Below are 14,587 nucleotides of genomic sequence, written 5' to 3' on the forward strand. Positions count from 1 at the left end.
TATGACCCCCCCCCCCGCCGCTCCCGTGCCTCACGCGGACTCGGCGAGATCCTTGCCCTTGGTCTCCGGCAACGTCGCGATGGTGATGATCGAGATGATCGAGAGCCCGATCGCGTACAGCCCGAACAGCACCTGGTTGCCGAAGAGGGTGTTGAGCGTGGGCGCCGTCCCCCCGAACAGGGCGATGGCGATCGCGTAGGGGATCCCGAACCCGCTCGCACGGTTGGCGGTCGTGAACATCTCCGCGTACATCGCCGGGGCGTGCCCCAGGAAGCCCGCCAGGAACGCGAGCTGCACGCAGATCGCGAGGGTCAGCTGCCAGAACTCCCCCTGGATGAGCAGGATCAGCGGGATGTACGTGATCGCGCTGCCGGCCAGCGCCGCGATCGCGCACACCTTGCGTCCGATCCGGTCCGAGGCGAGCCCCCACAGCGGGAGCGCGACGATCAGCACCACGTTGCCGATCAGCGCGGCCTCGAAGGCCTCCTGCGGGCTGTACCCGAGGTTCTGCTTGGCCAGGGCCGCGATCGAGACGGACCAGATGTAGTAGGAGACCGTGAGTCCCGCGGTCATGAAGATGACCTGCAGGGCGGTGCGCCGACCCTTCCAGAGCGCGGAGAAGACGCGGACCTTCGTGCCGGCGGACTCCTGGGCGGACTTGTTCTCGGCGAAGACCTCGGACTCCTCCATCGAGGAGCGGATCCACAGGGCGATCAGTCCCAGCACGGCGCCGAGGGCGAAGGGGATCCGCCAGCCGAAGGAGTTCATCTGCGCCTCGGTCAGGACGCTGGACAGCAGCAGGCCCAGCAGCAGCCCGGCGATCAGCCCGAGAGTGCCGGTGATGTAGATCGAGCTGGCCCACAGCCCGCGTCGCGCTCGCGGAGCGTGCTCGGCGAGGTACGTCTGGGCCGAGGGCAGCTCCCCGCCGTGGGCGAGCCCCTGGATGAGGCGGGCCAGCAGCAGGATCAGCGAGGAGAAGACGCCCACCTGCCCGTAGGTCGGGAGCACGGCGATCAGCAGCGAGCCGAACGAGGCGCACAGCACGGCGAGGGTCAGCGCGTGCTTGCGGCCGATCCGGTCGCCGATCCAGCCGAACACGACCCCGCCGAGCGGGCGTGCCACGAAGCCGACGGCGAAGATCGCCATGGTCGAGAGGAATGCGGAGGTGGGGTTGGTGTCGTCGAAGGCCTGCGCGGAGAAGTACACCGCGAAGCTCGCGTAGATGTTCCAGTCGTACCACTCCAGGCCGTTGCCCAGGCCCGTCCCGAGGACGGTCTTCAGGCGGGACTGCGGAGCGGGTGCGGTCGTGGAGGAGGTCGGGGGCGAGGGGTGCGGGGACATGGGCGCGAGGGTAGACCTCCGTCCGGGCCACGATGCAAGTCCCCGAGGGTCCGCGGCGGCGTGTCCTGGCGAGATGCGCCGGTTCGTCCCGGTGCCCGGACATGCGGCGCCCCGACGTCCGCGTGGACGCCGGGGCGCTGCAGGTCCGGGGGTGCGGTCAGTCGACCTCGACCTCCGCGGTCTCCTCGCCCTCGGGCGTCTCGACGGACAGCCGCAGGCCGTCGGCCTCCTCGTCGCGGTCCACCGCCACGGTGTCCCCGTCGTGGACCTCGCCCTGCAGGATCAGCCGCGCGAGGGCGTCGCCGATCTCCTTCTGGACCAGGCGCTTGAGGGGGCGCGCCCCGTACAGCGGGTCGAAGCCCTTCTCGGCGAGCCAGTCCGTCGCGGCATCGGAGACGACGAGGTCGATCCGGCGCTCCGCGAGCCGGGCGCCCAGAGCCGCCACCTGGAGGGTGACGATCCGCGCGAGGTCCTCGCGGCTCAGCGGCTCGAAGATCACGATGTCGTCGAGCCTGTTGAGGAACTCCGGCTTGAACGAGGCACGGACGACGGTCATCACGGCCTCCTCCTGCGCCTTCTCGTCGAGCCCCCGGTCCTGCAGGAACTGGGCCCCGAGGTTCGAGGTGAGGATCAGGATCGTGTTGCGGAAGTCGACCGTGCGGCCCTGCCCGTCGGTGAGCCGCCCGTCGTCGAGCACCTGCAGGAGGATGTCGAAGACGTCGGGGTTGGCCTTCTCGATCTCGTCGAGCAGGATCACCGAGTACGGACGTCGCCGCACGGCCTCGGTGAGCTGACCGCCCTCCTCGTAGCCGACATAGCCCGGAGGGGCACCGACGAGCCGCGCGACGGAGTGCTTCTCCCCGTACTCGGACATGTCGATGCGGATCAGGGCGTGCTCGTCGTCGAAGAGGAACTCCGCGAGGGCCTTGGCCAGCTCGGTCTTGCCCACGCCCGTGGGGCCCAGGAAGAGGAACGAGCCGGTGGGGCGGTTGGGGTCGGAGATCCCGGCGCGGGCGCGGCGGACCGCATCGGCGACCTCCCGGACGGCCCTCTTCTGGCCGATCAGGCGGTTGCCGATGATGTCCTCCATCTGCAGCAGCTTCTGGGTCTCGGACTGCAGCAGGCGCCCGGCGGGGATGCCCGTCCAGGCCCCCACCACCTCGGCGATGTCATCGGGTCCCACGCGCTCGGAGACGAGCGGCTTCTCGGCCTCGCCGAGATCTCCGGCCTGCTCGCGCTCCTCGGCGTCCAGCAGCTCCTTCTTGAGGTCCGGGATGTCGCCGTAGAGGATCTTCGAGGCCGCGGACAGGTCCCCCTCGCGCTGGGCGCGGTCGGCCTGCATGCGCAGCTGCTCGAGGCGGGCCTTGAGCTCGCCCACCTGGTTCAGCCCCGCCTTCTCCCGGTCCCACCGGGCCGCGAGCGCATCGGCCTTCTCGCTGCGGTCGGCGAGCTGGGCGCGCACGGACTCGAGCTGGGCGACGGACCCGGGGTCGTCGCTGCCCGAGAGCGCGAGCTCCTCCATCTTCAGACGGTCGACCTGGCGACGGAGGATGTCGAGCTCGACCGGCGAGGAGTCCAGCTCCATGCGCTGGCGCGAGGCCGCCTCGTCGACGAGGTCGATCGCCTTGTCGGGCAGCTGGCGACCCGAGATGTACCGGTCCGAGAGCGTTGCGGCGGCGACGAGCGCGGAGTCCGTGATGGAGACCTTGTGGTGCGCCTCGTACTTGTCCTTGAGCCCGCGCAGGATCGTGATGGTGTCCTCGACGCTGGGCTCCCCCACGAACACCTGCTGGAACCGGCGCTCGAGGGCGGGGTCCTTCTCGATGTTCTCGCGGTACTCGTCGAGGGTCGTGGCGCCGACCATGCGCAGCTCGCCGCGGGCGAGCATGGGCTTGAGCATGTTGCCGGCGTCCATGGCGCCCTCGCTGCCGCCGCCGGCCCCGACGACGGTGTGCAGCTCGTCGATGAAGGTGATGACCTGCCCGTTGCTCGTGCGGATCTCGTCGAGCACGGACTTCAGCCGCTCCTCGAACTCGCCGCGGTACTTGCTCCCGGCGACCATCGAGGACAGGTCCAGGGAGATGAGGGTCTTGCCGCGCAGGGATTCCGGCACGTCCCCGGCGACGATCCGCTGGGCCAGGCCCTCGACGACGGCGGTCTTGCCGACGCCGGGCTCACCGATCAGCACGGGATTGTTCTTGGTGCGGCGTGAGAGCACCTGCACGACCCGGCGGATCTCGGCGTCGCGGCCGATCACGGGGTCGAGCTTGCCCTCGCGCGCCTGTTCGGTCAGGTCGATGCCGAACTTCTCGAGGCTCTTGAACGAGCCCTCCGGGTTCTCCGTGTCCATCGTGGTGTCCTTGTCCCCTCTGATCTCGGTGATGGCATCTCGCAACGGCTCGGGCCCCGCGCCGACGGCGGCGAGGAGTCGAGCGGTGTCGTCCGCACCGAGGGAGATGCCCATGAGCAGGTTCTCGGTCGACAGGTAGGTGTGGCCGCGGGAGTCCGCGTCCTTGCGCGCGTTCTCGAGCGCGTCGTAGCCGGGGCCGACGAACGTCGGACGCTGACCGCTGCCGCTGACCCGCGGCAGCGCATCGAGCTGCCCCTCGACCTTCGCGGTCAGGGCCGACAGGTCGACGTCGACGGCCGCGAGCACGGCGCGTGCGATCCCGTCGGGCTGATGGATGAGGGCCGACAGGAGGTGCGCCGGGGTGATCTGGGGATTCCCCCGTGCCTCGGCGAGCTCCGCGGCCTGGGCCACGGCCTCCTGCGACCGGGTGGTGAAGTGGAATTCCACTGCGTCTCCTCCGCATGTCGTGGTGTGTGTGCCGATCGGTCGTGGCCGCGCGGGTGCGACCGCCCGGGAACGGCGTCACAGAGTGCAACCCGCGCAACCTTGAGTCTATTCCGCTCAACCCTGACGGGTTCCGTGTCTCCGTGACCCGGTGTGGACGACGAACGACCTGTGTCCCCCGTCACCGGTAGCATCACCCGAGATGGTGGGTGGGCACCAGTCGCCGGGGCGGATCGCTCCGACTCGGTGACCGCCTGCGCCCGCCGACGCCCGCAGCATCCCGTCCCCGGACCCGGAAGGCCCTCCCCGATGACCCAGCCCCCGAGCTCCCCGCCGCCCGGCGATGGGCAGTACATGCCCAACGGTCGTCCGCGCCAGGGTGCGGCCCCCACCGGGCCGGTCCAGGGCGCACCGTCCTTCCAGACCCAGCCGCAGCACGTCGACTACGGGCTGCCCCGTCTGTACGACACCTCCGTGCGTCCCGCCTCGGGGCTCACGCGTCAGCGGTACGCGCCCGCGGGCATCCAGGCCCCGCAGCAGGCACAGCCGTCGAGCGCATGGGCGACCCAGAGCCGTCGCGTCCAGGACGTCTCGGGGCAGAAGTCCCATGCCCCCGCCTCCCAGATCGCCGCGTGGATCATCGCGGTCCTGCTCGGCCTGCTGCTCGTGTTCATCCTGACCGGCGCCTTCCTGCTGGTGGTCCTCGGAGGCGAGGTCAACCCCGCCTACGGCCTCGTCTACGGGACCATCGCGCTGCTGTCGCTGCTGGTCATCACCGGCGTGATCGTCCTGGCGGACCGCTGGGACCCCCAGCCCCTCCCCCTCCTGCTCATCGCCGTGTTCTGGGGTGCGGCGATCGCCGTCTCCATCTCGTTCGTGCTCAACACGCTCTTCGGCATGGTCGTGTTCTCCGCGACGGGCGACAGCTCGATCGCGGACTTCGCAGGATCCGTCTTCAGCGCCCCCATCGTCGAGGAGACCAGCAAGGGCCTGGGACTCGTGCTGCTGGCGCTGCTGGCCCGCCGGGCCTTCAACGGCCCCCTCGACGGCCTCGTGTACGGGGCGCTGATCGGCGGCGGCTTCGCCTTCGTCGAGAACATCCTGTACTACATGCGCGTGGCCGAGGCCGGCCTCGGCTTCACCGACAGCATCCCGATGATCATCGTCCGCGGTGTCATCGGGATCTTCGGCCACTCGATCTACTGCTCCCTGACCGGCGTCATCATGGGGCTCGTCCTGCGCAAATGGGGCACGGTCCCCGGGATCATCTCCTTCCTCGTGGCGACCTGGCCGGGCATGTTCCTCCACGCGTTCTGGAACGGCGGCGTGACCCTCCTGCCCGCGATGCTCGATGTCGCCGGGCTGATCATCATGCTGGCCCTGCAGTTCTGCATGTCGGCGATCTGGCTGGGACTCATCGGCTACCTCGTGTGGGACGAGTCGCGCCTGACCCGCGTGCGCCTGGGCGACTACGCGAACCAGGGCTGGCTCACCCACGCCGAGGTCGACCTGCTGGCCACCTGGAAGGGACGCCGCGAAGGCCGCCGGTGGGCGAAGTCCTTCAACGCCGGACCTCTCATGAAGCGGTTCATCCGGGATTCGGCGGCGCTGGCCTCCAACCGGCAGCGTCTGCTGGCCGACGGGGCGAGCCCGAAGGCGGTCGCGGAGGAGCGGCGACTCCTGGATCGTCTGACGGCGAACCGTCAGGAGCTCGCGGCACGCAGCGCCTGACCCGCCGGGCCGGGCACCGTCAGCGCCCGTCCGCCTCGCGGCCCAGCAGGTGATCCAGCTCGCGTCGTTCCTTCTTGGTCGGCCGCCCGGAGCCCTGGTCGCGGCGGGGTGGCCGCGCGAGCATCTGCGGCGGCGGAGGCGGGGTGAGGTCCTCGTACGCCGTGCGGGCCACGGGGGCACCGACCCGCTTGGCCAGCAGCCGGCGCACCACCAGCACGTGCTCGATGCCCGGACGCCGCACCCTGACCTCGTCGCCGAGCCGCACGGCCTGGGACGCCTTGACCGGCGCCCCGTTCAGGCGCACGTGGCCGCCACGGCAGTCCGCCGTCGCGGCCGAACGTGTCTTGGCCTGACGCACCGACCACAGCCACACGTCCAGGCGCACGCTGGCGGGATCTCCGGGCCGGGGTCCGACGATCTCCCGCGAGGTCCCGGCGTCTCCGGCGACCGCGGAGTCCGAGCGCGTGGCGGCGACCGGAGCGTCGGCACGGGGGCCGATGCCAGGACGCCCGTCCTCGGCCGCTGCCTCGTCGTCAGACATGGCCGGGTCCCTCGTCGTCCTCGATGGAGGGCGCCCGGACCGGCGTCACCAGCGGCCACGGGTCCAGACGCTCGAGCAGCGCGGCGACGGCGAGCAGGAGGTCGTCGTCGCCCGCGCGCACGGCCCCCAGGTGCACGCCGAAGGGGAGCTCCACACCGTCGAGGGTCTCACGGTGCAGCGGGACCGAGACGGCCGCGCGGCCCGTCATGTTCCAGGTGCTGGTCCACGGGGTGAAGGCGCATTGGGCCGCGAAGTCCGCCGCCGGGTCCGGCAGCTGCAGGGTCTCGGGCAGGGCGGGCGGTCCGGAGAGGCTCGGGGTGAGGATCACGTCGAACGCGGCGAAGGCCTCCCCCGCCCGCCGCGCGACGGTCTGCATGCCGATCGATGCCGCGGCGAGCTCGCGACCCGTGACCTCACGTCCCTGCTCCCGCAGCCAGCGGGTCAGGGCCGTCACGTGGTCCTCGGCCCCGTCGGGCAGCGGTATCGAGGCGGCGCCGACGGCCCACAGCGGGAAGAAGGCCTGCCACTGCTCGGGGGTGAAGGGCGCGCCGATCTCGACGACCTCGCAGCCCTGCCCCCGGAGCAGCTCGGCGGCCCTCTCCGTGGCCCGCAGGGCTGCCGGGTGGACGACGGTGCGGATGTTCAACGGCTCGGTGAGCAGCCCCACCCGCAGGCCGCCGCGCAGGGGCTCGGGGTGCTCGCAGGCCTGTCGGAAGGTCGTCGTGCCCGAGGCCAGGGGATACGCGTCCCCGGGTCGGGTGTGGACGATCACGTCGAGCCCGAGGGCCACGTCGCGCACGGTGCGCGCGAGGATCCCGTCCGCCACCAGCCCGGGCCCCTCGGAGCCGTGCGGCCCCGGGGAGACGAGCCCCCGCGAGGTCTTCAGCCCCACGACGCCGCAGCAGGCTGCCGGGATCCGGACCGAGCCGCCGCCGTCGCTGCCGTGGGCCAGCGGGACGATCCCGGTCGCCACCGCGGCCGCGGCGCCGCCGCTGGAGCCGCCCGCCGTGCGGCGGGTGTCCCACGGGGTGCGGGCGGGATCCTGCCCGACGGGCTCGGTGTAGCAGGGGAACCCGAACTCGGGCACCGTGGTGGTGCCGATCGTCACGGTGCCGGCGGCGAGGATGTCCTCGGCGACCCCGTCGGTGACCTCCGCGACGGTGCCCCGCAGGACCACGCTGCCCGCGTCCCATGGGACCCCGGCGATGCGGGTCAGGGCCTTGACGGGCAGCGGCACCCCCACCAGCGGGCGCGCGTCCCCGCGGGCGATCGCGGCGTCGGCGTGCTCCGCCTGGGCGCGGGAGAGCTCGGGAAGCAGATGCGCGAACGCTCCGACGGTCGGGCCGAGCGTGGCCGCGCGATCGAGCACGCGCTCGGTGTGCGCCGCGGCAGTCGTCGCCCCGGAGCGCAGGGCGGCGGCGAGGGACTCGGCCCCCGCGTGGTCCAGGCGTGGGCCGACGTCCGTCATGTCGACGGGACCTCCGCGCCGGCCAGCTGCCCGCGGACGAAGTCCACGATCCCCGGAGCGCCCGCGGCCAGCAGGTCCCAGGTCGTCGAGAAGTCCGCGTCGTCCCCGTACCAGGGGTCGCGGATCCCGAGATCGCCGTGCGCCTCCGGATCGAACTCCCGGTACAGATGGACGCGGTCCTCGGCGGACCCGGCCATCCGGCACAGCGGACCGAGATGGTCCCGGTCCAGCGCGAGGATGAGGTCGCTGCGCCGCAGCTGGTCCGGCGTCATCTGGGATGCCCGGTGCTCCGCGGAGTCGATGCCGTGCTCGGCCAGGACGGCACCGGCACGCGGATCGATCGGTTCCCCCTGCTCCCATGACGTGGTCCCGGCGGACTCGACCTCCACCTGGTCCGCGAGGCCCGCGTCCTCGAAGGCGCGCCGCAGGAGCAGCTCGGCCATCGGCGAACGACAGATGTTGCCGGTGCAGACCGCCAGGACGCGGTAGGGCATCGAGGAGGTCCTCTCGTCGGAAGGGAAGGGGGTGCCCGGGCCTGGCGCACGGCCGGGTGAGAGTGTGGGGCCACGCTACACTCCCCCTCATGCCCGCGCCCCTGATCTGGCACGTCACCGAGCTCGCCCTCTGGCAGGACGCGGTGCGGACAGGTGTCTACACCCATTCGACCCGGGGACGATCCCTCGCGGAGGAGGGGTTCATCCACGCCTCGTGGCCCGAGCAGGTCTCGGCCCTCGCCCGCCGCCTGTACCCCGAGCACCCCGAGGACCTCGTGATCCTCGAGATCGACGTCGCACGCGTGGAGGCCGCGGGCATCGAGGTGGAGGTCGAGATCGAACCGCACCCCGGCGGCGGCGACACCGCCCAGGGCTACCCGCACATCCTGGGTGCGCTGCCCGTCGACGCCGTGGTCCGGATCCGCCGCACGCGATGGATCGGCGCGGAGTTCGTCGTCGTGGCCTGAGGCCGCGGCGACAGCCCGCGGGCACGGAGGTCCGTCCCAGGGTGCGTCCCTAGCATGGCGCCCATGCCCGAGATCCCTGCGCCCAGCGTCCCCGCGGCGCTCGCGGAGGCGGCCCTCCGCGCGCCGTTGCAGATCGCCCTCGAGCACGACGGCCATCGACGCACCTACGCGCGCCTCCTCGACGAGGTGGCGCGCCTCGCGCGCGGCCTGCACCAGCTGGGCGTGCGACCGGGTCAGCGCGTCGCGATCGTCAGCGGCATGCACGCCGAGGCGGTGGTCGCCTTCCACGCCGTCACGCGGATCGGGGCGGTCGCGGTGCTGCACGACGGGGACTCGACGCCGCGGGAGCTGCGGCGCGCCTTCGAGGACCACGCGGCCGTCGTCGCGATCGTCGAGCCCGAGGCGCTCGAGGCCGTGCGCGCGCTGCCACCGGATCTCCACCCCAAGGCGGTCATCGCGATCGAGCCCCGCCGCCGCACCGTCGAGCGCCTGCAGAGCGCTGTCACCGGTCCGGTGCGGTCGATGCGCACCCTGGGGCGGCGCCCCCGCCAGCGCCGCCGGATGACCGAGGAGGTGATCCCCTGGCGCCAGCTCGCCGCCTCGGCGCCCCTGCCCGCGAGCCATCCCCTTCCGCGTCCGCGGGATCTCGCGCTCCTGCAGTACACGATCGGCCGCGACGGCGAGCTGCTGGGCGCGATGCTGACCCACGAGAACCTCGTGGCCGATGCCGATCAGCTCGCCCGGCTCTGGGACCCTGCCCCGCAGCCGGCCCCCCGCACCGCGCAGGTGGTCTGCGCGACCGTGCCGCTGCACGAGGCCGCGGGCGCGCCCGTGGGCCTCGTGGCCGCGCTGCTGGGGGGCCATCAGCTGGTCCTCGCCGAGACCGGCGAGGACGTCGTCGCCGCCGTCAGGCGTGGGCGCCTGACGATCCTCACCGGCACCCCGGCCCTGCTCTCGGAGGTCGCGGCGATGGCCGAGGAGTCCGGATGCGACCTCGCCTCCCTCCATCGCGCGCTCGCGCTCCAGCCGGGGCTGCGCACCGCCGTCGCGGATGCCTGGGCGGGTGTCCTCGGGCATCCCGTCGACGTCGCCTACGTGCGCGCCGAGTGCGGGGTGGCCCTCGGCGGCTACTTCGACGCCGGTGCGCCCCGCGGGCTCGGATCCGCGCTGCCCGGCGTCCAGGTGCGGATCGGCGCCGACCACGAGCTGCGGATCTCCGGGGCCCAGGTGTTCCACGGCTACTGGAACCGGCCCGACGAGACCGCGCTCGCGCTGTCCGGCGACGGCTGGGTGCGCACGGGCGACGAGGTCCGCCCGGGGGCTGCGACCGGTGAGGTCCTGGTGCGGTCGCGCCGCCGCGAGATCATCAGCCCCGACGGCCGGGTCATCTCCCCGCGCGAGGTGGCGGCGATCCTGCTGGCCCATCCCGACGTGGTCGCCGCCGCCGTCGAGGGGGTCGCCCTGCCCGACGGCGGGGACGCCGTGAGCGCCCGCGTGGTGCTGCGGGACGGCGCGCCCGCCACCCCCGCGGACCTCCGGGCCTTCGCCGCCGATCGCCTCTCGCCCGCCAAGGTCCCGCGCGAGATCGACGTCGTCGCGGAGCCGGAGGACCTCGGCGAGGGTTACGTGGTGCGCGCCGTCGCCGAGACCCCTCGGGCGGTCGCGCAGTAGCATCGGGCATGGCCCGCTATCTCGAGATCCACCCGGTGAACCCTCAGCCCCGCCTCATCGACCAGGCGGTGCACATCCTGCGCGAGGGCGGGCTGATCGCCTACCCCACGGATTCCTGCTACGCGCTGGGCTGCGCTCTGGATGCCAAGGAGCCCCTCGAGCGGATCCGTCGGATCCGTCAGGTGGGTGCGAACCACGACTTCACGCTCGTGTGCGCGGACTTCGCCCAGCTGGCCCAGTTCGTGATCGTCTCCAACCCCGTGTTCCGGCTGGTCAAGAACGCCACCCCGGGTCCCTGCACCTTCATCCTGCCCGCCACCAAGGAGGTGCCGCGGAGGATGGCCCACCCCCGCAAGCACACGGTGGGCGTCAGGATCCCCGATCACAAGGTGGCGCATGCGCTCGTCGAGGCCCTCGGGGAGCCCATCGTCTCCTCGACCCTGCTGCTGCCGGGCCACGAGGATCCGCCGACCGAGGGCTGGGTGGTCCAGGATCTCCTGGACCACCAGGTCGACGCGATCATCGAGGCCGGCGAGGTGGGCACGGAGCCGACCACGGTGGTGGACCTGTCCCGGGGCGACCTCGAGATCCGCCGCGAGGGCGCCGGGGACATCAGCCGCTTCTGACCCGGACGGCCTCGCCGCCCGATGGATCACACCGGCGCAGGCTGAGCCCCGTCCCGGTCCCCGCGCCGCGTGTCCAGGACCCCGGAGAACACGAGGATCCCGAGGGCGTACAGCGGCATCAGCCACAGCGCGTACCGGAGCGTGAACGCGTCGCCGAGCGCCCCGACGATCGGCGGGGCCAGGAAGAACCCGACCCGCGCGAACCAGCCCACCAGCGTGATGCCGACGCCGGGGGTCACGCCCGGCAGCTCGTCGGCCGTCCGGAAGGCCGCCGGGAACAGGGTCGCGATGCCCCATCCGGCACATGCGAAGCCGATCACCGCGGTCGCGGGGTGCGGCACCGTCAGGGCGAGCGTCATCCCGGCGGCCGAGAGCACGGCGCCCAGGCGCGCCGTCGTGCGGTCGCCCAGGCGGTCCACGACCGCGTCCCCGGTGAAGCGGCCGATGGTCTGGGCGCCCTGCAGGGCCACGAACGCCATGCCCGCCGCGAAGGGCCCGACCGCGAAGGTGTCGCGCATGAACAGCGCACCCCACGTGTTCCCGGCGTCCTCCGTGGACCCGGCGAACACGAGCACCATGCCCAGCGCCAGCAGCAGCGTCACCGAGCGCAGGGACATGTGCCATGCGCCGAGCACGCGGGCCGCGCCGACGGGTTCGGCGGGGGCGTCCTGGGCGCTCGCCGCCGAGGGGCCCGCCTGGGCGGGCACCCGCTCGGTGCCGTCGGGACCGGTCAGCAGGAACCGGGAGGCCACCAGGGCGAGCATCCCGAACACGACGAGGCCGCACGTGCCCTGGAGCCATAGCGGGACCTGGGCACCGGCGCAGGCGGCGCCGATGAGCCCGCCGGTGACCGCACCGAGGGACCACCACCCGTGATACGAGTTGAGGATCGACCGGCGGTAGCGGCGTTCGACCCGCATGCCGTGGGCGTTCATGGAGATGTCCGTGATCGCGTCCGAGGCGGCGGCGAGCAGCAGGGCCGTCGCGAGCCAGAGCCAGGACCCGGAGATGTAGACCAGCAGGTGCACCGTGCTCGCGACGAGCTGGAAGGCGACCGCGGTGGGTCCCGAGCCGAAGCGCCGCATGAGGGCGGCGGCGCCGAGCCCGGCGAGGAGTCCCCCGACGGGCCCCAGGCCCACCGCGAGACCGAAGGCGCCCAGCGACAGGCCGATCGAGTCCACGAGGTCCGGGTAGCGGGGCAGCAGCGCGCAGAACGAGCAGCCGTTGAGGAAGAAGATGAGCGACACGGCCCAGCGGGCACGACGATCAGCAGGGGCGGGGGCGGGGCGGCGTGGGGAGCGCCGTGCGGGACCGGAGGACACCAGGGCGATACTGCCACCTCGGGGACCGGTTCTCGACCTCGGGACCGTAGGCTGATCGCATGTCGACGCACATCGGAGCAGCACCCGGCCAGATCGCCCCCTATGTCCTCATGCCCGGGGACCCGTACCGCGCCCGCTGGATCGCCGAGACCTTCCTCGAGGACCCCGTGCAGTACAACGATGTGCGCGGGATGCTCGGGTACACCGGCACGTACCGCGGCGTCCCCGTCTCCGCACAGGGCTCGGGCATGGGCCAGCCCTCGATCGGCATCTACGCCCACGAGCTGTTCTCCGAGTACGACGTCCGGGCGATCGTCCGCGTCGGCACGTGCGGGGCTCTCGCGGAGTCGGTGAAGGTGCGCGACGTGATCCTCGGCCAGGCGGCCTCGACCGACTCCTCGATGAACCGGCCCCGGTTCGGGGACGTCACCTTCGCGCCCGCCGCGGACTTCGACCTGCTGCGCTTCGCGTGGGAGGCGGCGCAGGAGAAGCTGCTGCCCGCGGTCGTCGGCGGTCTGTTCTCCTCGGACCAGTTCTACAACCCGAACACGACGATCGCCTCGACGCTCGCGGACTACGGGGTCCTCGGCGTGGAGATGGAGGCCGCGGCCCTCTACACCCTGGCCGCACAGTTCTCGCGCCGCGCGCTCGCGGTGTGCACCGTCTCGGACCACCTGATCACCGGTGAGGAGACCTCGGCCGCCGAGCGCCAGGAGAGCTTCGAGGACATGATGGTGATGGCGCTGGACGCCGTCGTCCGGCTGCACGACGAGGAGGGCCAGGACCGCGGCTGAGCCGGAGGAAAGGCATCGTTCGGCCCGGGTCCGCCCCCGCGCTCCTCATCGGCCTCGGCCTCGGGCTCGAGCTCGGTGTCGGCCTCAGCCTCGGGCTCGGGCTCTGTGTCAGTCTCGGTCTCCGTGTCGGGCTCGGTCCCGGTGTGGGTCGCGGGGAACCCGGCGCACGGGACGCCGCCGGGACGCGCGAAGGCCCCGATGCCGAGCATCGGGGCCCTTCGTGCTGTGCGCTGCCGTCCCGGACCGGACGCACCGCTCAGGTGAGGAGCTTGGGGACCAGCGTGAACGTGCAGAACAGGCTCACGAGCACGATCCCGAGACCGGCGATGAAGTACACCGGGGTCAGGAGGCTCATGATGTAGAGGCCCAGGCAGAACGCCGCGAAGATGACGACGAACAGGACGATGCTCACGACGGGATTGTTGCCGGTCGAGACCGTCCGCGTGGGGCGCTCCTCGGCGGGCGTGGTCTCCGAGGTGTGGTTCATGCTGTGACCTCCAGGGCCGGCTCATCCATCGCTGGCTGATCCATCGCGACGTGCGTCGCCGATCATCCTAGACCACCGGGGTGCTCGCGCCATCCACGGTGCGGGCGGGCGCGCGCAGTGCCGCGGCCGAGACGAGCGCGGCGAAGATGCCGTCGCCCTCGGCCTCGCGGTCGTCCAGCTCGGGATGCCACTGGACGGCCAGCACGGGGCTGCCCTCGGCGGCCTCGAGCGCGAGCGCCAGGCCGCTCGCATGGCGGGCCACGACGCGCAGGTCCTCGCCGTGGGAGGCCACGCCCTGGTGGTGGAAGGCCTGCACGACGGCGCGGGTGCCGACGGCGAGCGCGAGGTCGCTCGCGGCGTCGATCTCGACGTCGACGGCGGTGATCCGCTCCCCGGTGACCGGGTGGGCGGGCAGATCGCGGGGCAGGTGCTGCAGGAGCGTCCCGCCCGTGGCGACCGCGATGATCTGGAGGCCGCGACAGACGCCCAGCACGGGGACCCCGGCGTTGCGGGCGGCGTGGAACAGGGCGATCTCGAAGGCGTCGCGCTCGGGGTCGGGGGTGAAGCCGGTGCCGTCGGGCAGCTCGCCGTAGCTCTCGGGATCGAGGTCCGTGCCGCCCGTGAGCACCACGGCGTCGAGCTCGGCGACCTCCTCGTCGCTCCACCGGTCCTGCGGGGCGAGGATCACCGGGCGGGCGCCGGCGGCGCGCAGCGCGGTGACGTAGTGCTCGGTGAGGACGACGGCGTCGTGACCCTCCCACGCGCCGGACATCATCCGAGCGGTTCCTGCGGTCACTCCGATGAGAGGGCGGCGGGTGCGGTGCTCGGCCATGTCGGTCCTTCCGTGCGCA

Annotated in this window: 13 protein-coding genes; 5 read left to right on the top strand and 8 right to left on the bottom strand. The window is 72.5% G+C overall.

Annotated features, from left to right (window positions below):
• Window positions 1–30: 30 nt before the first annotated feature.
• On the bottom strand, window positions 31–1,341 hold the full coding sequence (locus ACT3TZ_RS13095; RefSeq protein ID WP_444583871.1) for an MFS transporter: 1,311 nt from the start codon (window positions 1,339–1,341) through the stop codon (window positions 31–33).
• Window positions 1,342–1,498: 157 nt separating this feature from the next.
• Window positions 1,499–4,138 carry an ATP-dependent chaperone ClpB gene (gene clpB / locus ACT3TZ_RS13100; RefSeq protein WP_444583872.1) on the bottom strand — a complete coding sequence of 880 codons (2,640 nt, stop codon included), beginning with the start codon at window positions 4,136–4,138 and terminating at the stop codon, window positions 1,499–1,501.
• Between the two features lie 306 nt (window positions 4,139–4,444).
• On the opposite strand from clpB, the gene ACT3TZ_RS13105 reads away from it, so the two are divergent.
• Window positions 4,445–5,866, top strand: coding sequence for a PrsW family intramembrane metalloprotease (locus ACT3TZ_RS13105; RefSeq protein WP_444583873.1), 1,422 nt, complete (start codon window positions 4,445–4,447; stop codon window positions 5,864–5,866).
• A gap of 19 nt (window positions 5,867–5,885) precedes the next feature.
• Here ACT3TZ_RS13105 and ACT3TZ_RS13110 read toward each other — a convergent pair whose 3' ends face one another.
• Genes ACT3TZ_RS13110 through ACT3TZ_RS13120 form a run of 3 tightly spaced genes read right to left on the bottom strand, consistent with a single transcriptional unit; the run spans window position 5,886 to window position 8,369 of the window.
• Window positions 5,886–6,407 carry an RNA-binding S4 domain-containing protein gene (locus ACT3TZ_RS13110; RefSeq protein WP_444583874.1) on the bottom strand — a complete coding sequence of 174 codons (522 nt, stop codon included), beginning with the start codon at window positions 6,405–6,407 and terminating at the stop codon, window positions 5,886–5,888.
• Window positions 6,400–7,875, bottom strand: a complete 1,476-nt coding sequence (locus ACT3TZ_RS13115) for an amidase (RefSeq protein WP_444583875.1) — start codon at window positions 7,873–7,875, stop codon at window positions 6,400–6,402. Before ACT3TZ_RS13115 ends, ACT3TZ_RS13110 begins: the two co-directional genes overlap by 8 nt.
• Window positions 7,872–8,369, bottom strand: coding sequence for a low molecular weight protein-tyrosine-phosphatase (locus ACT3TZ_RS13120; RefSeq protein WP_444583876.1), 498 nt, complete (start codon window positions 8,367–8,369; stop codon window positions 7,872–7,874). The genes ACT3TZ_RS13115 and ACT3TZ_RS13120 overlap by 4 nt, the downstream gene beginning before the upstream one ends.
• An 89-nt stretch (window positions 8,370–8,458) precedes the next feature.
• Here ACT3TZ_RS13120 and ACT3TZ_RS13125 point away from each other — a divergent pair, with 89 nt between their 5' ends.
• The 3 genes from ACT3TZ_RS13125 to ACT3TZ_RS13135 all read left to right on the top strand — a co-directional run bounded on the left by ACT3TZ_RS13125 (window position 8,459) and on the right by ACT3TZ_RS13135 (window position 11,133).
• On the top strand, window positions 8,459–8,836 hold the full coding sequence (locus tag ACT3TZ_RS13125) for a DUF952 domain-containing protein (protein WP_444583877.1): 378 nt from the start codon (window positions 8,459–8,461) through the stop codon (window positions 8,834–8,836).
• Between the two features lie 63 nt (window positions 8,837–8,899).
• On the top strand, window positions 8,900–10,507 hold the full coding sequence (locus tag ACT3TZ_RS13130) for an AMP-binding protein (RefSeq protein ID WP_444583878.1): 1,608 nt from the start codon (window positions 8,900–8,902) through the stop codon (window positions 10,505–10,507).
• Window positions 10,508–10,515: 8 nt separating this feature from the next.
• The gene (locus ACT3TZ_RS13135; RefSeq protein WP_444583879.1) at window positions 10,516–11,133 is read left to right on the top strand and encodes an L-threonylcarbamoyladenylate synthase; all 618 of its coding nucleotides are present in this window, start codon (window positions 10,516–10,518) and stop codon (window positions 11,131–11,133) included.
• 26 nt (window positions 11,134–11,159) lie between these two features.
• Here the strand turns inward: ACT3TZ_RS13135 and ACT3TZ_RS13140 are convergent, their stop codons facing one another.
• Window positions 11,160–12,455 carry an MFS transporter gene (locus ACT3TZ_RS13140; RefSeq protein ID WP_444583880.1) on the bottom strand — a complete coding sequence of 432 codons (1,296 nt, stop codon included), beginning with the start codon at window positions 12,453–12,455 and terminating at the stop codon, window positions 11,160–11,162.
• Between the two features lie 59 nt (window positions 12,456–12,514).
• On the opposite strand from ACT3TZ_RS13140, the gene deoD reads away from it, so the two are divergent.
• Entirely contained in the window at window positions 12,515–13,249 is a 735-nt protein-coding gene (gene deoD / locus ACT3TZ_RS13145) for a purine-nucleoside phosphorylase (RefSeq protein WP_444583881.1), read from the top strand.
• A gap of 256 nt (window positions 13,250–13,505) precedes the next feature.
• Here the strand turns inward: deoD and ACT3TZ_RS13150 are convergent, their stop codons facing one another.
• Both ACT3TZ_RS13150 and ACT3TZ_RS13155 read right to left on the bottom strand, forming a co-directional pair.
• A complete protein-coding gene (locus tag ACT3TZ_RS13150; protein ID WP_444583882.1) occupies window positions 13,506–13,736 on the bottom strand; it encodes a hypothetical protein in 231 nt (76 codons plus the stop codon).
• 67 nt (window positions 13,737–13,803) lie between these two features.
• Window positions 13,804–14,568, bottom strand: a complete 765-nt coding sequence (locus ACT3TZ_RS13155) for a gamma-glutamyl-gamma-aminobutyrate hydrolase family protein (RefSeq protein ID WP_444583883.1) — start codon at window positions 14,566–14,568, stop codon at window positions 13,804–13,806.
• Window positions 14,569–14,587 lie beyond the last annotated feature (19 nt).

The sequence above is a fragment of the Brachybacterium sp. AOP25-B2-12 genome (assembly GCF_052378625.1).
Taxonomy (GTDB): domain Bacteria; phylum Actinomycetota; class Actinomycetes; order Actinomycetales; family Dermabacteraceae; genus Brachybacterium.